We start from the raw sequence: 19,505 nt of genomic DNA on the forward strand, positions 1-19,505 counted from the left end.
TGGGTCAAGGGGCGGGAAGGCAGGCGAGAGTCATGCGAGCTGAGGATGTCGTCCGTGTACCGACCACACCACTGGATGCCCCGGCTTTCCCCATGGGCCCGTATCGGTTCACGGACCGCGAGTACCTGAACATCACCTACCGGACGGATCCCGAGGCACTGGAGAGGGTCGTGCCGCAGCCACTGCGTGTGGTGGAGCCGCTGGTCCGTTTCGAGGTCATGCGGATGCCTGACGTCACGGGGCTGGGTGATTACACGGAGTCCGGCCAGCTCGCAGTCGTCGACTATGAGGGCGAGCTGGGTGAGTACAGCCTGTCGATGTACGTGGACAACTTCCCGGCCATCGCCAGCGGGCGCGAGATCGGCGCCTTCCCGAAGAAGCTCGGCCAACCGCGGCTCTACGTCGATCACGACACCCTCGTCGGCACCCTCGACTACGGCTCGCTGCCGGTCGCCCGCGCGACCATGGGGTACAAGCACGCGCCACTGGCCACGGAGAAGGCGCGAGACGAGCTCACGCGGCCGACATTCATGCTCAAGAAGCTGCCGCACTACGACGGGTCACCGCGTATCTGCGAGCTCGTCCGGTCGCAGATCAGCGACCTCGCCGTCAAGGGCTCGTGGAGCGGTCCCGCCCGTCTGCAGCTCTTCGCCCACGCCCTGGCCCCGCTCGCGGACCTGCCGGTCCTTGAGGTGGTCTCCGTCTCCCACATCCTTACCGACCTCACCCTGGGCCGGGCCAGGGTCGTCCACGACTACCTGGCTTGATCCAGACCATACGTTCGAGCGCAGAGAGGCTCCCCCATGTCCGAGAACGGCAGCATCGCCGGAATCCACACCGGCACCGTGGTCGGGGCAGGTGTCATCGGCGCCTCCTGGGCGGCGCTGTTCCTGGCCCGTGGGCTGTCTGTCATCGTCAGCGACCCGCAGCCAGACGTCCAGGAGGCCGTGTACGCCCATGTCGCGGGGGCCGCGCCCGCCCTGACAGCGCTCGGGCTGGACACCACGGATCTCACCGCCCGCCTGACCTTCGAGCCCGATCTCGCCACCGCGGTCCGCCAGGCGGACCTGGTGCAGGAGAACGGGCCGGAACGGCTGGACGTCAAGCACCAGATGTGGCGCACCATCGAGGCCAACGCGCCCGCCGGTTGTCTGTTCGCCACCTCCACCTCCGGCATCCCCGCCACCGAGATTGCCACCGCCCTCGATGCCCCCGAACGGCTCGTCGTCGGCCACCCCTTCAACCCGCCGCATCTGGTGCCGCTGGTGGAGGTCGTACCAGGCGAGTGGACCTCCGCCGAGACGACCGAACGTGCCCGTGCCTTCTACCGCGCGCTCGGCAAGCGGCCGCAGGTGCTGCGCGAGGAGATACCCGGCTTCGTCGCCAACCGGCTGCAGGCGGCGCTCTTCCGTGAGTGCGTGCATCTCGTGAGCGAGGGCGTGGTCACCATGCAGGAGTTGGACGACATTGTCACCTCCTCCATCGGCCAGCGGTGGGCGGTCGCCGGCCCCTTCCGCTCCTTCCACCTCGGCGGCGGCGAGGGAGGCATGGCCCACTTCATGAGTCACCTCGGCGTCGGCATGGAGCGCCGCTGGGCCGCCATGGCGCAGGAGAAGGTCGTCTTCGACGAGCCCACCAAGCAGCTACTGACCGAACAGGCCAAGGACTTCGGCGGCACCATCGACGAACTCACCGCCGAACGCGACCGCAAGCAGATCGCCCTCATGCGCGCCCTCGCCGAGACCTTCGACGCCTGAACCACTGCACCCGGGCGCGATCCACCACTCCCGCCAGCACCAGCACCACCCTCACCACGACGCAAAGGCTGCCGTATCCATGAGTGCCGACGAACTCACCGCCCGCATCCAGAAGGCCATCGCCAATCCGCTCACCAGCGACGACGGCTTCGACATCCACCAGGCTCTGCGTGATGTCCTCGTCCCGGTCGGCCTGCATCCCGAGGACAGCGGAGGGAAGATCACCTTCATCGGCAGCGACCCGATCGTCCCGAGCATCATGCGCCTGGGCGCCGTTCCCGCGCTCGGTTTGACGGCCAAGTCCGTTGCCCTGGCCGCACTCTGGCGGCACCGCGGCGGCGAAGGCCAGGACATCACGATGGATCTGCGCAAGGCCCCACACCGGCTCTGCCCCTTCTACGACAAGAAGTGGGAACTGCTCAACGGTTACCCGGGTGGCACGCCCTCGGATCCGGCCAACCCCATGGGCTTCGACTTCTACCAGGCGCGCGACGGCCGTTGGGTCATGCCCCTCAACCCCTATCCGAAAATCAAGAACGCCGCCTACAAGCTGCTGCGTGCCTGGCCCGAGAAGCAGGCCGTCGCGGACGCCATCGCCCAGTGGAACGCCGCCGACCTGGAGCAGGCCGGTGACGAGATCGGCGTGGTCATGCCGATGCTCCGCACCACCGAGGAGTTCCTCCGGCATCCGGCATACGACTACATCGCGCGAGAGCCGCTCATCAAGATCGAGAAGATCGGCGACAGCGAGCCCGAACCCCTGCCCGCCGCCGTCGACCAGCCGCTCTCGGGCATACGCGCCCTGGGCATGGGCCACGTCATCGCCGGCGCCGGCGTCGGCCGGGACCTGGCCCAGCACGGCGCAGACGTGCTGAACATCTGGCGGCCCGACGAACTGGAGCACGACTCCACGTACAACACCGCCAACGTCGGCGTCCGCTCCACCACCATCGACCCCTACAGCCCCGAGGGACGGGCGCGGATCCACAATCTGCTGCGCGACGCCGACCTCTTCTACGCCAATCGCCGCCCCGGCTACCTGGAGCAGATCGGCCTGAGCGCCGAGGAGGCCGCGGCAATCCGCCCCGGAATCATCCACCTCAGCATCTCCCTCGCGGGCGATACCGGCCCATGGGCCCACCGTGTCGGCTTCGACCAGACCGCCGGGGCGCTCACCGGCATCATGCTCATGGAGGGCGAGGACGGCGTCAACGCCCGGCCGGCCAGTACGCCCGCCCTGCCGTACATCAAAGTCGTCAACGACTACGTCCTCTCCTGGCTGGCCACCACCGGCGCGCTCGCCGCCCTGATGCGCCGCGCCACCGACGGCGGCAGCTACCGCGTCACCCTCAACCTCACCCGCATCGCCACCTGGATCCTCAGCCTCGGTGTCTTCGACCGTGCCTACGCCCACGAGGTCGCCCTCGACCCCGACTCCGGATCCCCGCACGCCTACCTCGATCCGGACACCTTCACCGCCGACACCCCCTGTGGCCACTACCAAGGCGTCACCGACCAGGTGACCATGTCCAAGACCCCCGGCCGCTTCCGCGACATCTTGCTCCCCCGCGGCAGCAGCGCCCCTGTCTGGCTGCCCCGCCACAGCTGACCGGCACCGACTCGCGGCTCATCGGGAGCGAGTGCGGAAGTCTCGACCAGAAGAACCTCCCCATTGATGGGTTCGGTGGATACCGCCTTGTCCGCCTGAATCTCACCTGTGCGGCTAGGGTCTGTCCGGCGGATCAAGTCGCAGGAAACAGGCGGCGCCTCATCGACGCTGCCAAGCCCCGCGTCTGCTGCATGATCCGCCGGACAGGCCCTAGGAACCCCGGATCGATAAGCCATGTGATGGCGGTGCAGCTCAGGGGTGTCCCGTAACTGCTGTTCACGGGCGTCGCAACCGTCCTGGGCAGCCCCGTTCACCGAGCTGAGACCGCGGCAGGTCGCCCCGCGAGCGGTTGCGCAAGGACGCCGTGCTGATCGTCGAATACGGTTGCCGAGCAGTCGAAGAACTACGGGTACTCGACCAACCGCCAGCTCGTCATCGACACCGACACTCGACTCGTAGTGGCCGTCGGCCGGACCACGGTCATCGCGGACGGCGGCTACCGGGGTACCGGCCCGGTCATCCGGCACCACCGCCGCGAACGCGGCCAGACCGAACTACCTGTATGGCAGGGGGAGCACAACACCTCCCACCGCAAGGTCCGGGCCCGCGTCGAGCACCGCGATGCTCGGCGAAGCCCGACCACACAACCTTGCCCTTACGGGATAACTCCCGCCCTACACGGGACCACCTTCAAGAGAGGCCCGAGGGAGACGGTTCCCCACCTCGCCGTCTCGGAGGACGCTCAGTCGAGACAGAACTCGTTGCCCTCGATGTCCTGCATCACCATGCACGACTCGTTGTCGTCATCGGCAAGCAGGAGTCGCACCCGTACCGCGCCGAGCGCGACCAGTCGCGCGCACTCGGCTTCGAGCGTGGCGAGGCGCTCTTCCCCCACGAGCCCGGTGCCGACCCGCACGCAAAGATGCAGCCGATTCTTGACGACCTTGCCTTCGGGAACGCGCTGAAAGAACAGTCGCGGGCCGACACCTGAGGGATCACCGCAGGCGAACCATGAACCCTGATCCTCAGGAGACTGTGAGCGTTCGAAATCGCCCCAAGTGGCGAATCCCTTCGGAGGCGGCGGCACGACGTACCCCAACACCTCGCACCAAAAGCGGGCGACGCGCTCAGGTTCTGCGCAGTCAAAGGTGACTTGGAACTGCTTGATCGATGACACAGGCGCACCATAACAGGGGGACTCTCTTGCTCATCTCCCGGTAGGGATCCGCATGTTGACGGGAAACTGGTCCGGCCGACCCGGGGCTGCACCTACGGAGATGACTCCTCCCGAGTGAGGACCGGAATCGCACCCACCCCGAGCAGTGCACGGCGCCGCAAGCTGTTGGAGCTCACGGGCGATGGGGCAGACCTGGTGGCGCGCGCCCAGGGGCTCGCGCGGGAGACGGACGACATCATGCCGGCCGAACTGTCCAATGAGCAGCGTCGCAGTCCGGTGGCCGCCCTGGCCATCCTGGCGACGTTGGCGGATCGCTGAAGCGCGTCGCGTCCGCCGCTCAAGCGCGGCGGACGCGAGCGCCGGCGTCGCCAGGAGACTGGTGCAGCGGGCGCCTCGGGCGCCGTGGCTCGTGAGCCGTTCGGCCGTCAATCGACGCCGCTTGCGGCCGACCGTTCCCATCCCACGCCTCCGACGATTCGCGGACGCCGTGCGCATGGAGAGCTCACGGTCGGTACGACGCCGACACGTAAGCGAGCTGCCTCGGGCGCGACCCCTCGTACGGGGAGCGTCGGTGACCGGGACGGCAGGCGTTGTCCGCGCTGCCGTCGTGGACCACCGGGCACAGGACATCATCAGGCTCGGCGGACAGGGCCGGCACCGCCGCTCTCTCCCCACGCTCGCGATCGACCGGAACATCACGGCCTCGCGGTGGCCTCGTATCTCAGCAGCGGATACGCGGCCTCGTCGGCGACCGTGCGATAGCCCCGTGTTCGGACCTGGGCGATGAGGGCCTTCTCCTGGTCGGGTGAGACGGGCCAGCCCTGTGGCTGTGCCCTGTCGACGATGCTCCACCGGGGGGTCCGGGCGGCTGCCGGGAAAGCCGAACACGGAGACCTCGGTGTGCGAGGTGAGCTGAGGGGCGAGACGGTTGGAGGCCGCGACGGTGGCGCCGTCCGGGATCCGGTCGAGCAGGTGACGGGCCGTGGCGAGCCGCGCGTCGGTGTGCCATGTATATCGGTACCGACGTCACGAACGACGTGTTCGAGTCGCAGGCCACCCGAGCGGCACGACGCCTCTCGACACTGTCGGTGCCCAACCGTCTCAGGGGTGTCGTCGGCGTCTACGACGTGACCGACGACTTGGCGCCCATCTGCGACAAGACGGACCTGCCCGGCCTCTACGTCGCGATCGGCACGAGCGGAAACCAGTTCAAGAACGCCCCTCTCGTGGGCGGTTCCTCAGGACCATCATCGACCAGACCGAGAGCGGCGTGGACCAAGACCGGCATCCAGCGGTGTTCAAGCTCTGGCACAGTCCTGGCACTGCGGGCTGTCCGCGGGCTGGTACGCGGTCAGAACGAACGTCAGCGGGCGGCACTCGCGGTCGGCGGTGAGGTGGACCTTGCTGGTCCGCCCGCCCTGGAGCGTCCCAAGGACCGTCAGGACGCCTCCGCGCCGCAGCGCCGCATTGCCGAGGACCCAGGCGCCGGTGGTTCATTCCGTACGGACGACTTGGGGGGATACGAAAGTCGGGGGTCGGGTTCCACGTTCAGGGCGACGATCGGCGCGGAGTGCCGGAACAGACTGCTTGGGCGACGTCAAAGGACGTCGGTACCCCCCCGTAGCCAAGGAGTTCTGTCATGAGCGTTGTCGGAAAGATCCTGCTCGCGATCCTGGGAGTCGCCGTGCTCGCCGGAGCCGGTCTCTGGTTCGGCATCAGGCACGTCGCGAGCGACATCAGCTCCCACATGATCACCATGGACCAGTTCAAGGGCGTTCACGAAGGCGAGAGCCGGGACGCCGTGCGCGACCGCCTCGGTGAGCCCGGCGGTCTCCAGCCGCAGGACAAGCCGAAGCCGCCGGCCGGCACCACTTGTGACTACTACCTGCAGAAGCATGTGGCCCTGGAGAAGAAGCAGACTTTTCAGATCTGCTACCGGGACGGGAAGGTCACCGCCACCCAGGCCCTGCCGTCCGACGAGGACGAGGCCGCCCGGGACAAGGCCAAGAGCAGTGAGAGCGCCCGGCCCTGAGCCGCTCGGTCTCACGCCGGCCCACCGGGGCACGCTCCGTCCCGGCGGGCCGCGGCCACTGTGCGCCGGTCGGCGGCGGTTACCGGAACGATCTCCCCGAAAGGCCCCTTACCGTGGAACACGTGTCCGTTTCCTCTGCGCCGACCTCGGTCGCGGTTCGCCCTGCCCGGATCCAGTGGCCCTCCGAGCCGCTCGCCTGGGTGCTGGCGGGGCTGATCGCCACTGGAGGGCTGCTGCCGACCGCCACACCGCGGTCCCTGTTGCCACTGCCGCTCGCTGTCTCCCTCGTCCTGGAGTGCGCTACCGGGCTCCTGCTGGCCTGGCGATGCGACCGGCCCACTCTGGTGGCGGCCGTGGTCGCCGGAGCGAGCCTGCTGACCGTTCAACCGGCCCTGCCGTTCGCGATGTACTCGCTGGCCAGACGGCGCGCAACGAGCCCCCTGCGGTACGGCGTCTACGCCACCGCGGTGCTCAGCCAGTTCACCACGGGCGCCCCGGTGGTGGGAGTCATGGCGGCAGCCCTGCTGGTGGGCGCGCCCGCCTGGCGCGGCACGGTGATCCGGTACCGGCACACCAGGCTGGAGCAGCTGGCCGAGCGCGCCGAGCAGGCCGAGCGGGAGGCGCTGCTGATCGCCCGCCGGGTCCGTGCGGAGGAACGGGCCGCGCTGGCACGTGAGATGCACGACGTGGTGGCTCACGAGGTGAGCCTGATCACGCTGCACGCGGGCGCGCTGAGTGTGGACCCGAAGGAGTCGGAGCGAGCCCGCGAGACCGGCGAGCTGATCAGAGTCACCGGCAGGCGCGGGCTGGCTCAGCTGCGCCAGATCCTCGATGTGCTGCGCGACCCGGAGACCGTCGAGAGTTCCTTCCAGCCCGGCCCGGGTCTGCGGGATCTGCCCCAGTTGCTGGCCGACTCGGCGGTGGCGGGCGTGCCCGTGGACTGGGCGCTGTGGTCCGCGACGGTGACGGAACTTCGGTCGGGTGCACGGCCGTTGCCGCCGGCGGTGGAGCACACGGTCTACCGTGTCGTCCAGGAGGCGCTGACCAACATCCGCAAACACGCCGACGGCGCCCGCGCCACGCTGGGGCTGGGGGTGGACGGGGAGTACCTGGAGTGCGAGGTGACCAATCCGGTGACCGGCGTGCCCGGCGAGGCGGCCGGCGAGGGCGCGGGCCTGGGCCTGCGCGGTCTGCGGGAGCGGGCCGCGCTCCTCGGTGGCACCCTGGACACCGGAAACCGGGACGGCGTGTTCCGCCTCCTGCTCCGGCTGCCCGTCGCCCCGCCCGCACCGAACCAGGAGCAGGAGCAGGAGACGATGAGGGCAGAACCCGCCGGGGAGGCTCAGTGATCAGGGTCCTGCTCGCCGACGACGAGGCCCTGGTCCGCGCCGGGTTGCGCCTGCTGCTGCAGACCGCTCCCGACATCACGGTGGTCGCCGAGGCCGACGACGGGCGGGCCGCGGTCGAGGCCTGCGCCCGTGAGACCCCTGACGTGGTGCTGCTGGACGTGCAGATGCCCGGCCTGGACGGAGTGGGCGCCGCCAGGGAACTGTCCGCGTTGCCCGCACCGCCGCGGATCCTGATGCTGACCACGTTCGACGCCGAAACCTATCTGCTGCCGGCGCTTCAGGCCGGCGCCCATGGCTTCCTGCTCAAGGACGCCCAGCCGGGCCAGGTCCTCGACGCGGTACGGAACACCGCGGCCGGCCTCCACGCCCTCGCCCCCGAGGCGGTGAACCACCTGGTGGCCCGGGCGGCCGCCGAGCCACCGCCGTCCGTGCCGCCCCGGCTGCCCCCGTTCACACCACGCGAGCGGGAGGTGCTGGTGGCGATAGCGGACGGGCTGAGCAACGCCCAGATCGGCCGGCGGCTGAGCCTGCGCGTGCCGACCGTGAAGGCCCATGTCTCGCGGATCATGGAGAAACTGCACTGCGAGAGCCGGGTACAGGCCGGGCTGCTCGCCATGCGCGCAGGGCTGGGCGGAGAGGCGAGTCGTCCTCCGACTCGGCCAGACCCTGCCGCTCACCTGGGTCGCGGCGCTCCTTGACCTGTTTGTCGGCCGCGTCGACCAGCTGCCCAGGGCAAGTGACCAGGCCCGGGTCTCACACAAGGAGCCGGGGAGCCCTTTCCGAACCTCGCGGTCACCGCACGGCCTGTCGGAAGCAGACCAGGAACACCGTCGCCCGGAGCGGTGCCGCGCGGGCGTAACCGGGCTGCCCCCGGCGGCTGTTGGAACGGTGTGACCAGAACCAAAGAGCACGCCGAGAACACCTGTGGTCTTGTCAGCCCGTGCCGTCTGCCGCTGTCCACGCACACCGTCACCCACTTCGCCGACCTGTTGCGACGCCGCCTGAAGTCGACACGGTCCAGGTGGCGGATCCTGCCGCCGGGAGGATCGCGGTGATCGTCCTGGCCGTGCTGCGTCACGATCAGCGCCCGGCCGACCCGGCCGGCGGCAACAACAGTTCCGAGCCCACTGTTCGCCGCCGGCGCGACGCGCTGATCGCCCTGCTGGCCGCGCACGCCACACGCCTGGACCGAGTTCTGAAGAAAGTCGCCGAGCAGGGCGGGGAGATGGTCCTGATCGACGGCACTTCCATCCCCACCCAGTGCCGCACCGTAAAGGCCGACCGGCGGAACTACTCGGGTAAACACCAAAGCCCCGGACAGCCGTGAACGTCCGGAACGGCTGGTGTGCCGAGGCCAGGGACCCCTCCGCCGCGGGCGGGCCCAGATCGTCCAGTGGTTTCCAGTGGCTGCCGAAGTCCGTGGAGGAGTGTATGAGGGACATGACGCGCAGGTCGGTGCCGTTGCTGTTCGTGACCACGAGGGAGTTCCAGGGGGCGCCATCGGTCTGGTACTGGGTGACGAGCCCCGACGCGAAGGAGGAGAGCGCTCCTGCCGGTAGCGGGCTGACCGACTGGCTGCCCGAACTGCTGTCGGTCCGCATGGAGATGGGCGCGGCCACCAGATCCACATAGCTGATGTTCGCGTACAGGTTGGTGCTGTTGGACGTGAACTTGCACGTCCAATCGGTTCCGGGCCGGGGTAGACGAAGAACTGGATCTTCTTTCCGATGGAGAGCCAGACGCGTCCGCCGATCACGCCCGGGCACCAGGACCGGGACGGCCAGTGCGGCCACGGGGGCGGTCGCAGCGGCGGAGAGAAAGGCGCGTCGTGAGAGCAAGAGGCACTCCTGGACAGGATGGAACCCGTGCCCTGCTCCCCGACGCACGAGTACTCGATTGGCATAGACCTGTTTGGCGGCGTTAAGTATCGATCATGTACCCGTCGAGATGGGCGACTGTGTGACTGCGCTCGGAGGTCAGGTCGCGCGTCGATCGCTCGCGGCCTGGGCCGGACCAACGCTTCCCGTCTGATTCAAACGGGTTCTTTGGTATAGACCTTGACTGTAAATCAACAAGACTCCACACTGGCGCGCAAACCTCCACGCACGGTTCGACATTGCGCTCGTGTGAGAGCGCTCTCATAGGCAGTCCTCACCCCCCACTGGAGAAGGACGACGCTGTGCAGCGAACCCTGAAATTCCTCCTGCCCCTGTGGCTCACGGCTCTTGTGGCCGCCCTTCTCGTGGCGGGTGTGCCGCCGGCCCGGGCGGCGACGGCCACGACGATCACGGTGGACGGCGGTCAAAGCGGCCGGACGTTCGACGGGATCGGTGCGATCAGCGGCGGCGGGGGCAACTCCCGGCTGCTGCGGGACTATCCGGCCGCCCAGCAGTCACAGATCCTCGACTACCTGTTCAAGCCGGATTACGGCGCGACCCTGCAGTTACTGAAACTGGAGATCGGCGGGGACGCCAACTCCACAGACGGCTCGGAACCGTCCATCGAGCACACCAAGGGACAGGTCAACTGCGACGCGGGCTACGAGTTCTGGCTCGCCGAGCAGGCCAAGGCCCGTAACCCGGACATCAAGTTATACGGACTGACCTGGGCCGCGCCCGGCTGGATCGACGGCGGGTTCTGGTCCACCGACACCATCGACTACCTGATCACCTGGCTGGACTGCGCGAGACAGCACGGGCTCACCGTCAGCTACCTCGGCGGCTGGAACGAGAAGGGCCATGACGCCGACTGGTACGTCCGATTGCGGTCCGCGCTGGACAACGCCGGATACGGCGCCGTGCGGATCGTCGCCGACGACTCGGGCTGGAGCGTCGCCGACGACATGGCGAACAACACGGCCTTCAATAACGCCGTTTCGGTCATCGGCGCCCACTACCCCTGCGCGGGCGGCGACGGCGGCGACGCCCGCTCCTGCTCCAGCACCACCACGGCGAAGAACAACGGCAAGCCGCTCTGGGCCTCTGAGAACGGCTCCCTGGACATGGACGCCGGGGCGCCGGCGCTGATCCGCTCGATCGTGCGCGGATACGTGGACGCGCGGATGACCGCGTACCTCAACTGGCCGCTGGTCGCGGCCCTCTACCCCAACCTGCCGTTCGGCACGGTCGGCCTGGCCACCGCCAACTCGCCGTGGTCAGGCAACTACGCGATCGGCGAGAACACCTGGGCGACCGCCCAGGTCACCCAGGTCGCCCGGCCGGGCTGGACGTTCGTCGACTCCGCGTCGGGCTACCTCGGCGGAGCCGAGTCCAACGGCACCTATGTGACCCTGAAGTCGCCGAACGGCTCCGACTACTCCACGGTGCTGGAGACCACCACCGCCGGTTCGGCGCAGACCGTCGACGTCCAGGTGAAGGGCGGCCTGTCCGCCGGCTCGGTGCATGTGTGGGCGACCCGGGTGAACAACCCGAGCGCCGCCACGGACTTCGTGCACACCCAGGACGTCACCCCGTCCGGAGGCTCGTACACGCTGACGCTGCAACCCGGCTGGATCTACAGCGTCACCACGACCACCGGCCAAGGCAAGGGCACCGCCACCGCGCCCGCCGCCCACGCCCTCGCGCTGCCCTACAGCGACACCTTCGACAACTACGCGACCGGCACCGAGGCCACGTATCTGTCCGACATGCAGGGCTCGTTCGAGGCGCGCCCGTGTGCCGACGGCCGGACGGGGCAGTGCGTGGAGCAGGTGACCCCGGTCAAGCCGATCGAATGGCAGGACGACTCCGACCCCTTCTCGCTGGTCGGCGACCCGACGTGGAGCGACTACACCGCCAAGGCCGACGTCGATCTGCGGCAGACCGGCACCGTCGAACTCCTCGGCCGCGCCAACACCCAGAACCGTCCGCAGAGCCACCAGGCCGCGTACCGACTGCGGTTGAGCGACACCGGCGCCTGGTCCATCGTCAAGAGCTCAGCGGCCGGCAACCTGACCACGCTGGCCTCCGGCAGCCGGGCAGCGCTGGGCACCAACTCGTGGCACTCCCTCGCCCTCGGCTTCTCCGGCGACCTGATCACCGCCACCGCGGACGGCGCCACCCTCGGCACGGCGACCGACGATTCCTTCGCCGCGGGCCAGGTCGGCATCGGTGTGGTCGGCTACCGGACCGACCAGTTCGACAACCTCTCCGTCACCGCCAATCCCCCGGGCAACCACGGCGGCATCCTCAAGGGCCGCCAGTCCGGACTGTGCGCGGACGTGCCCGGGGCAAGCCAGGCCGACGGCACCCAGGTCGCGCTGTGGGACTGCAACGGCGCCGCCAACCAGTCCTGGACCCTGACGCCCGCCGGCCGGCTCACCGTCTATGGCGGGGTGAAGTGCCTGGACGTCAAGGGCGGCGCGACGGCCGACGGTACGGCGGTGCAGATCTACGACTGCAACAGCTCGGCGGCCCAGCAGTGGACCGTCAACAGCGACGGTACGGTGCTGAACCCCAGCTCGGGCAAGTGCCTGGACGCCACCGCGGGCGGCCGAACGCCCGGCACCCTGCTGGAGATCTGGACCTGCACCGGCGGCACGAACCAGAGCTGGATCCGCGGCGCGGTCTCGGGGGCCGTCAAGGGCCAGGAGTCGGGCCGCTGCGTCGACGTCCCTGGCTTCAGCCAGACCAACGGCGCGCAGCCCGGGCTGTGGGACTGCAACGGCGGCACCAACCAGACCTGGACCTCCTCCACCAGCAACCAGCTGACCGTCTACGACTCCAAGTGCCTGGAGGTCACCGGTGGTGCCACCGCCGACGGCAGCGGGGTGGAGATCTGGGACTGCGACGGCGGGACCGACCAGCAGTGGCGGGTGCGTTCCGACGGCAGCGTGGTCAACGTCGGTTCCGGCAAGTGCCTGGACGCGGTCGGACACGGCACGGCCAACAGCACGGCGCTGGAGATCTGGACCTGCACCGGCGGCGCCAACCAGATCTGGCGGCTGACCTAGCCTCCCTGGCCTCCGCCCCCGCCGGGCCGCAGCCGTCCCGCTCGCGCTCACGGCCCGGCGGGCCTTCTCCCGGCGTCGCCTGCCCGCCACTTCGGCGGCACCGTACGGCCTGGCGCACGCCCCTCGTCACCACTCACCTCGATGAAGGAGGCCCATGCCCACCACACCGCTCAGACGCCTGCTGCAACGCTGTCTGCCGGCACTGCTGCTGCCCGTCGCCCTCCTGGTCGTGCCGGCGCACGCCGCGGCCGCGGCCACCGGCTGGACCGTCACCGGCCCGTCCGCGGGCTCCCCGACCGCCGCACAGGTCACGCTGGACAACGGCACCCTCGCCTTCGCCGCCTCCAGCCACGGACAGACCGTGCTGTCACCGTCCTCGATAGGGATCCGCACCAGCGCCGCCGACCTGACGAAGAACCTGACGTTCCTGCGGCGCAGCGACCGGACGGTCACCGAGTCGTACACGATGACCACGGGCAAGCAGCGCGATCGGCAGACCGCCTACACCGAGACGACCCTGTCCTTCTCGGGTACCGGCGACGCCCGGCTCGACGTCGTGGTCCGTGCCTCGGACACCGGTGTGGCCTACCGTTACGTACTGCCGGGCAGCGGATCGGTGACCGTGACCGGTGAGGCGTCGTCGTGGACGGTCCCCGCCTCGTCCAACGCATGGCTCGTGCCGCCCGACCGCGAGGACCAGGGCCAGTGGTTCGCCACCACCGCCGGTGGCGCTCCGACCAACACCTACCACCTGCCCGCGCTGTTCCAGGTCGGCGACGCCTACGCGTTGGTGGCCGAGACGGACCTCGACGGCCGGTACGCCGCCTCCTACCTGTCCCACACGTCCGGCTCCGCCACGTACACCGCCCAGCTGGAAGGCGGGATCACCAGCACGCTGCCGCTGTCGACACCGTGGCGCACAGCGGCGATCGGCGACCTGGCGAGCGTCACCCAGTCCACGATCGTCGACGACCTGGCCGCGCCCTCCAAGGTCACCGACACCTCCTGGATCAAGCCGGGCGCCGTCGCCTGGTCCTGGCTGAGCGAACACAGCAGCCCGTCCAGTGAGGACCGGCAGAAGCAGTACATCGACTTCGCCCAGCGCCACGGATGGCCCTATGTCCTCATCGACGAGGGCTGGTCGTCCTCCTGGGTTGCGGACATCGTGTCCTACGCCAAGGCCAGAGGCGTCCAGGTCGTCCTCTGGTTCAACTCCTCGGATCTGCGCACCGCAGCACAGCGAGACCAGTGGCTGCCGCAGGTGAAGAACTGGGGAGCGGCCGGGGTGAAGATCGACTTCATCGACGGGTACAGCCAGCCGACCCTGCAGTGGTACGACGTCGTCCTCGCCCAGACCGCGGACCTGAAGCTCATGGTCAACTTCCACGGCACCGCCATGCCGCGCGGCATGCAGCGCACCTGGCCCCAGGTGGTCGCCGCCGAGGCGGTGTACGGCTCGGAACAGTTCCGCAACCGCGCCGCCTTCGACACCATCCTGCCCTACACCCGGAACGTGATCTCCAGCATGGACTTCACTCCCGTGGTGTTCAGCATGACCGGCCGTGACACCACCGACGCCCACGAACTGGCCACCTCTGTCGTGTTCGAGTCCGGCTGGCAGCACTTCGCCGACAGCCCCGAGAGCTACGAGGCACACCCCGAGGCGCTGCGCATCCTCGACCAGTTGCCCCCCCGCCTGGGAAGAGACGCGCCTGCTCGGTGGCAGCCCCGGAAAGGAGACGTACCTGGCCCGTCGCGCGGGCGGACGCTGGTTCGTCGGCGGCATCTCGGCCCTGTCCGCCAAGACCTCCCAGACCCAGCTGTCCTTCCTCGGCGCCGGGCAGTGGCTGGCCGAGACGGTCCGCGACGGCTCCGGCGGCCTGACCCACGAGACCCGCGTCGTCACCAGCTCCGACACCCTGTCGGTACCGGAGCTCGCCAACGGTGGCTTCGTGACGGCCCTGTGCCCCTACACGTCCGGCATGTCGACCTGCTCCTCCCGGGGTCAGGCCGGCGCGCTGAAGGGCAGTCAGTCCGGCCTGTGCGCGGATGTCCCCGGGGCGAGCCAGACCAACGGTACGCAGGTGGCGCTGTGGGACTGCCACGGCCAGGCCAACCAGACCTGGACCGCCTCTCCGACCAGGCAGTTGACGGTCTACGGCGGGGCGAAGTGCCTGGACGTCAAGGGCGGCGCGACGGCCGACGGTACGGCGGTGCAGATCTACGACTGCAACAGCTCGGCGGCCCAGCAATGGACCGTCAACAGCGACGGTACGGTGGTCAATCCAGGCTCGGGCAAGTGCCTGGACGCCTCCGGGGGCGGCACCGCCACCGGCACCCTGCTGCAGATCTGGACCTGCAACGGCGGCACCAACCAGACCTGGTACCGCGCCAACACCGCCGCCGCCTACAAGGAGAAGCAGTCCGGCCGATGCCTGGACCTGCCCGGCGGCGACCAGGCCAACGGCACTCGCCCGGTGTTGTGGGACTGCAACGGCGGCACCAACCAGACCTGGTACTCCACGGTGAGCGGTGAACTGACCGTCTTCGCCAACCGTTGCCTGGAGGCCGCCTCAGGAGCCACCGCCAACGGCACCGCCGTACAGATCCACGACTGCAACGGCACCTACGGTCAGAAGTGGCGGGTCCGCTCCGACGGCACGATCGTCAACCTCGGCTCCGGCACCTGCCTGGACGCGGTCGACGCCGGCACCGCAAACGGCACCCAGCTACAGCTGTGGACCTGCAATGGCGGTACCAACCAGGTGTGGACGAGGAGTTGAAGGAATCCCCATGAGATCACCGTTCACGGCGGCCGGCGCAGTCGAGCGCCGTACCGCGCGCGGCCTGGCTCTCGGACTGACCGCGCTCCTGCTGGCCGTCGCGGCCCTGGTGGGACTTCCCCGTCCCGCCCAGGCCGCATCGGCGGGCGTGGCGGTGTACCCGGTCGCGTCGATCTACCCGGCGTCGACGGACTACACGCTCACCGTCAACGGAACGTCCGTCCCCGTCACCAAGTACCCGGGGTACGACATCGCCCAGTTAGCCCTCGGGACCGGCACCGCCACCATGGCGGTGACGAAGACCAACCACACCGACATCGGCTCGTACAGCATCAGTCCGCGGAAGCTGAACCTCAGTGGATCGGTCAGCGGCTCGACCCTGACCTTCACCGTGCGGCACGACGACTACCTGATCGTGAAACTGGACGGCCGCCCCAACCTGGTGATCGCGGCCGACCCGGCGGAGTCCGACCGTCCGTCGACCAGCGGCACCGGGATCTTCAACGTGCGGAGCACCCCGTACAACGTGCAGCCGAACACCGGCGACTACAGCACAACGGCCGTCCAGCGCGCACTGGACGACGCCGCCGCGTGGGGCTCCGCGAACGGAGGACAGGGCATCGTCTACGTGCCCGCCGGTGTCTACACGCTGGGCAACCTGTACCTGCGGAGCAACCGGACTACGGCCCGGTCACGATCACGCCGTAGGCACGTACCTCTCAAGCGCCGATCTCCCGCCCGCCGCCGCGCGAGCCCTGTCGTCGGGGCGGCGGGTGGAGGAGGACGGCACCCGGTCAGTACACGTGCGAGGTCCAGGCGGTGTCGGACGGCAGGCCCGGCCGGTACAGCACGTGCGGAGCCTGTGCCGACGCTGGGTCCAGCAGAGCAGTGATGGTGGTGATGCGACGAGCGGCGATGGTCACGCTTTCAAGTTCAGTGGTTCTAGAAAGTGTCCAGACGTGTCCGCCGTGTGCGGTGAGCTGTCGAGAGAGCAGTCGAGAGCTGTCGAGAGGCCGCGTAGGGTCATAGGCGGATGACGATGAGGGCGATGTCGTCGGCGGCACCCCCAGTGACGTCGAGACGGGCCAACAGCGCGTCGGCCAGCTGGTCAGGGGCGAGGGCGCTGTCCTTGGCCAGGGCTGTGGTCAGGCGTGCCAGGCTGGCGTCGATGTCCTCGTCGCGGCGCTCGATGAGGCCGTCGGTGTACATCACGAGAGTGTCCCCTAGGGTGTAGGACAGGCCGGCCTGGGGGCGGGGGACATGGTGCGGGCGGGCGCCGAGCGGCGGATCGGTCGCTCGGTCCAGCAGTTCGCAGGTCCCGTCGGAGTGGAGCAGGACGGGGGGTGGGTGTCCGGCGCTGCTGTAGATGATCAGTCTGCTGCGGGTGTCGATGAGTACCTTGACCGCGGTCGCGGCCGTCGCGCCGTCCAGGGAGCGGGCGTACAGGCCGAGGACTTCCAGGGCCTGGGCGGGGCTGGGAAGGGCGCGGATGGCTGCGCTCAGGGCGCTGCGGAGCATGCCCATGACGGCGGCGGCGTGCAAGCCGTGGCCGACGACGTCTCCGACCGCTGCGGCGTAGCGGTCGGGTGGCAGGTCGACGACGTCGTACCAGTCGCCGCACACGTTCAGTGATGTGGTCGCCGGTAGGTAGCGCACGGCGATGTTGCCGGTGTGGTGGTCGAGGTCGGGGGCGGAGAGCATGGCTTCCTGCAGGGCGACGGCGACCTGCCGTTCGCGGGTGTGGGCCTGGCGCAGTTCCTGGTTCAGTCGGTGAAGCTCGTGAGCCCGCGCGTACAGCTCGGCCGCCATGCCCTTCTCCCGCTCGGTGAACTCCTCGGTGAGCTGGCGTGCCCGGCGAGAGTGGACGAAGGAGGTGACGTCCTCGGCCCGTTGGACGATCCACTTCACCTCGCCGTCGGGCCCGGGAATCGGGGTGTGGATCTCGGACCACCATCGCTCCTCGAACCATCCTGGCTGGTGGAGGGCGGGGATGTCGTACCGCTGCAGCACCAAGGCGTCCGGCTTCCCGGTGTCCAGTACCCGGCGCAGGGACGCCCTGAGGTTCTGTTGTGTGTCGTCGGGAGCGGCAGGGTTTTCCGGCAGGGCGTCGAAGAAGTACTTTCCGATCAGCTGGCTTCTGGTCAGGCCGGTGGTCTGCAGGTATGCCGTATTGACGTAGCGGACCACCAGGTCCGTGTCCAGCATGAGGTACGGGCTTGGTGTGGCGTCGAAGAATGCCGTGAAATCAGTGTCCGCTGTCATCACGCGCTCTCCGTAGCATGCGAGCGCGGCTGCCTGCACTTCCAATCTACGCGCGCTCCAGCGGCCGGGCTCCGGAGAGGAGCAAGACGTCAGTGCAGGGCCGTATGGCTGCGCCTGTATCCACACAGGTCAAGCAGCGGCCCGCTGGCAGAGTACGCAGGCGGGGACGGCTTTACTGCCGCTTCGCACGGGCCCTGACGACGATGGCGTCACGTGTCTTGGACATTCGCAGGGCTCCGGTGCCGGTCACAACGGCGGCTGGGTTGGCACCACCGCCCCCGGCCGACCGAAGGAGCCTACGACCGCAGCGGTCGGCACCAGCACTCGTTGGCAGGGCAGCCGCGCCGCTCCCTCTCCGCTCAGGCGCCCAGGCTTGGGGCAGCTTCTTCGGCCGGAAGACCTCGGGCGGTGACGAGGCGGGCACTGCCGTCAGCCAGCCGGTAGGACAGGCCCACCACGGCCGTCCGTCCGGCGGTGACCTGGTCGGCGAGTACCCGGGAGCGGTCCAGGAGGAGGTCGACAGTGTGCCGTATGTGCTCGGCGATGATGTCGTCCTCCTGGGTGAGCCCGGCGGCGCGGGCGGCCAGGACACTGGGCGTGACGCGCTCGATGACGTCGCGCACGTATCCGGTGGCGCCCAGGCCGTCAGTCAGGGCGGCACGGGTCGCCGCGACGGCGCCGCACGAGTCGTGGCCCAGCACGACGACCAGCGGGCAGTCCAGGACGCTCACTCCGTACTCGATGCTGCCCAGCACCTCAGGCCCGGCCACGTGGCCTGCGGTGCGGACCACGAAAAGGTCGCCCAGGCCCCGGTCGAAGATGATCTCCGCGGCGAGGCGTGAGTCGGAGCAGCCGAAGAGCACGGCAAACGGGCGCTGGCCGGGTGCCGTTGCGGCGCGGCGCGCGGCGTCCTGGTTCGGGTGCTGTGGGGAGCCCGCGACGAAGCGTTGATTGCCGGCCAGCAGCAGGTCGAGGGCTTCGGACGGCGTCAGGTGCGGGGTGTCAGCCATGGCCGCAGGCTACGTCCAGACACTGCGTACTACACCGCGGGGGTCCGCCACACCAGGCGCGGGTGCGGCGGCCAAGGGCCGGGGACTGTCGCGCGTCGGGCACGCCCAGACGCGCTGAGGCTGCGGCTTCTAGCCGCAGCCTCAGCGCGCGGCGAGTCCCGTCTCCCTGGTAGGAGCAGTTGCCACTGGTTGGCGCGCTGCCTGCATGCTGTTCACCGTGCACGGTCACGCTGTCCCCAACGAGTCGATTGCGCTCACGACGCCCGCCGAACGGGTGACTCCCGCAGGCAGGGTGCGCCCCCCCTGTTCCCTCACCAGGCCGGGTCGGGAGCCGTCCCGCAGGTCGGGGATCACGGTCCTCGGACGCTCGGCGCTGATCGCGCCCGCACGTTTGAGAATGGGGAACGGGCCGGTGACGTCCACGTTCGAGGAGGCGACGGCGGCCGCTGTGGGTTCGCCGTCCAGGTAGACGGCGACCGAGTTGCCGAGCATGTGCTGGGCGGCATCGCGGTTCTGCGGGGACGGCTGCTGGGCCACGTTGGCGCGCTCGAGACTGCCATCGGCCCGGACTGGGC

Annotated in this window: 15 protein-coding genes and 3 pseudogenes; 13 read left to right on the plus strand and 5 right to left on the minus strand. The window is 69.3% G+C overall.

Annotation, left to right across the window (positions count from 1 at the left end):
* Positions 1 to 32: 32 nt before the first annotated feature.
* The 4 genes and pseudogenes from OG568_RS47415 to OG568_RS47430 form a co-directional block, all read left to right on the plus strand.
* Positions 33 to 767, plus strand: a complete 735-nt coding sequence (locus tag OG568_RS47415; RefSeq protein ID WP_329536118.1) for an acetoacetate decarboxylase — start codon at positions 33 to 35, stop codon at positions 765 to 767.
* Between the two features lie 36 nt (positions 768 to 803).
* On the plus strand, positions 804 to 1,757 hold the full coding sequence (locus tag OG568_RS47420; protein ID WP_329536119.1) for a 3-hydroxyacyl-CoA dehydrogenase NAD-binding domain-containing protein: 954 nt from the start codon (positions 804 to 806) through the stop codon (positions 1,755 to 1,757).
* Positions 1,758 to 1,836: 79 nt separating this feature from the next.
* Positions 1,837 to 3,366 carry a CoA transferase gene (locus OG568_RS47425; RefSeq protein ID WP_329536120.1) on the plus strand — a complete coding sequence of 510 codons (1,530 nt, stop codon included), beginning with the start codon at positions 1,837 to 1,839 and terminating at the stop codon, positions 3,364 to 3,366.
* Between the two features lie 337 nt (positions 3,367 to 3,703).
* A pseudogene (locus OG568_RS47430) lies at positions 3,704 to 4,032 on the plus strand (IS5/IS1182 family transposase); the annotation flags it as partial.
* 76 nt (positions 4,033 to 4,108) lie between these two features.
* Here the strand turns inward: OG568_RS47430 and OG568_RS47435 are convergent.
* The gene (locus OG568_RS47435; RefSeq protein WP_329536121.1) at positions 4,109 to 4,543 is read right to left on the minus strand and encodes a VOC family protein; all 435 of its coding nucleotides are present in this window, start codon (positions 4,541 to 4,543) and stop codon (positions 4,109 to 4,111) included.
* A 114-nt stretch (positions 4,544 to 4,657) separates the two neighbouring features.
* Here OG568_RS47435 and OG568_RS47440 point away from each other — a divergent pair, with 114 nt between their 5' ends.
* From OG568_RS47440 to OG568_RS47470, 5 genes are all read left to right on the plus strand, one after another.
* Positions 4,658 to 4,861 (plus strand): hypothetical protein, encoded by a 204-nt coding sequence (locus OG568_RS47440; protein ID WP_329536122.1) that lies wholly within the window; start codon positions 4,658 to 4,660, stop codon positions 4,859 to 4,861.
* A 1,321-nt stretch (positions 4,862 to 6,182) separates the two neighbouring features.
* Positions 6,183 to 6,575: a hypothetical protein gene (locus tag OG568_RS47455; protein ID WP_329536123.1), complete on the plus strand. Its 393-nt coding sequence runs from the start codon at positions 6,183 to 6,185 to the stop codon at positions 6,573 to 6,575.
* 122 nt (positions 6,576 to 6,697) lie between these two features.
* Complete coding sequence (locus tag OG568_RS47460; protein ID WP_329536124.1) at positions 6,698 to 7,924, plus strand: sensor histidine kinase; 1,227 nt, start codon at positions 6,698 to 6,700, stop codon at positions 7,922 to 7,924.
* Positions 7,921 to 8,622 carry a response regulator transcription factor gene (locus tag OG568_RS47465; RefSeq protein ID WP_329536125.1) on the plus strand — a complete coding sequence of 234 codons (702 nt, stop codon included), beginning with the start codon at positions 7,921 to 7,923 and terminating at the stop codon, positions 8,620 to 8,622. Before OG568_RS47460 ends, OG568_RS47465 begins: the two co-directional genes overlap by 4 nt.
* Positions 8,623 to 8,975: 353 nt before the next feature.
* Positions 8,976 to 9,251 carry a hypothetical protein gene (locus tag OG568_RS47470; protein WP_329536126.1) on the plus strand — a complete coding sequence of 92 codons (276 nt, stop codon included), beginning with the start codon at positions 8,976 to 8,978 and terminating at the stop codon, positions 9,249 to 9,251.
* A gap of 169 nt (positions 9,252 to 9,420) precedes the next feature.
* Here OG568_RS47470 and OG568_RS47475 read toward each other — a convergent pair.
* Positions 9,421 to 9,810, minus strand: a pseudogene (locus tag OG568_RS47475) (beta-1,3-glucanase family protein); the annotation flags it as partial.
* Between the two features lie 293 nt (positions 9,811 to 10,103).
* On the opposite strand from OG568_RS47475, the gene OG568_RS47480 reads away from it, so the two are divergent.
* From OG568_RS47480 to OG568_RS47495, 4 genes and pseudogenes are all read left to right on the plus strand, one after another.
* On the plus strand, positions 10,104 to 12,875 hold the full coding sequence (locus tag OG568_RS47480) for a ricin-type beta-trefoil lectin domain protein (RefSeq protein WP_329536127.1): 2,772 nt from the start codon (positions 10,104 to 10,106) through the stop codon (positions 12,873 to 12,875).
* Positions 12,876 to 13,029: 154 nt separating this feature from the next.
* Positions 13,030 to 14,505 (plus strand): annotated as a pseudogene (locus OG568_RS47485) (glycoside hydrolase family 97 catalytic domain-containing protein); the annotation flags it as partial.
* On the plus strand, positions 14,438 to 15,658 hold the full coding sequence (locus OG568_RS47490; protein ID WP_329536128.1) for a ricin-type beta-trefoil lectin domain protein: 1,221 nt from the start codon (positions 14,438 to 14,440) through the stop codon (positions 15,656 to 15,658). The pseudogene OG568_RS47485 and the gene OG568_RS47490, both read left to right, overlap by 68 nt.
* Before the next feature lie 10 nt (positions 15,659 to 15,668).
* Complete coding sequence (locus OG568_RS47495; protein ID WP_329536129.1) at positions 15,669 to 16,550, plus strand: hypothetical protein; 882 nt, start codon at positions 15,669 to 15,671, stop codon at positions 16,548 to 16,550.
* 131 nt (positions 16,551 to 16,681) lie between these two features.
* Here OG568_RS47495 and OG568_RS47500 read toward each other — a convergent pair whose 3' ends face one another.
* The 3 genes from OG568_RS47500 to OG568_RS47510 form a co-directional block, all read right to left on the minus strand.
* Complete coding sequence (locus OG568_RS47500) at positions 16,682 to 17,920, minus strand: SpoIIE family protein phosphatase (RefSeq protein ID WP_329536130.1); 1,239 nt, start codon at positions 17,918 to 17,920, stop codon at positions 16,682 to 16,684.
* Positions 17,921 to 18,279: 359 nt separating this feature from the next.
* Complete coding sequence (locus OG568_RS47505; RefSeq protein ID WP_329536131.1) at positions 18,280 to 18,930, minus strand: carbonic anhydrase; 651 nt, start codon at positions 18,928 to 18,930, stop codon at positions 18,280 to 18,282.
* Between the two features lie 225 nt (positions 18,931 to 19,155).
* Entirely contained in the window at positions 19,156 to 19,467 is a 312-nt protein-coding gene (locus tag OG568_RS47510) for a hypothetical protein (protein ID WP_329536132.1), read from the minus strand.
* Positions 19,468 to 19,505: the final 38 nt, after the last annotated feature.

The sequence above is a fragment of the Streptomyces sp. NBC_01450 genome, from assembly GCF_036227505.1.
GTDB lineage: Bacteria > Actinomycetota > Actinomycetes > Streptomycetales > Streptomycetaceae > Streptomyces.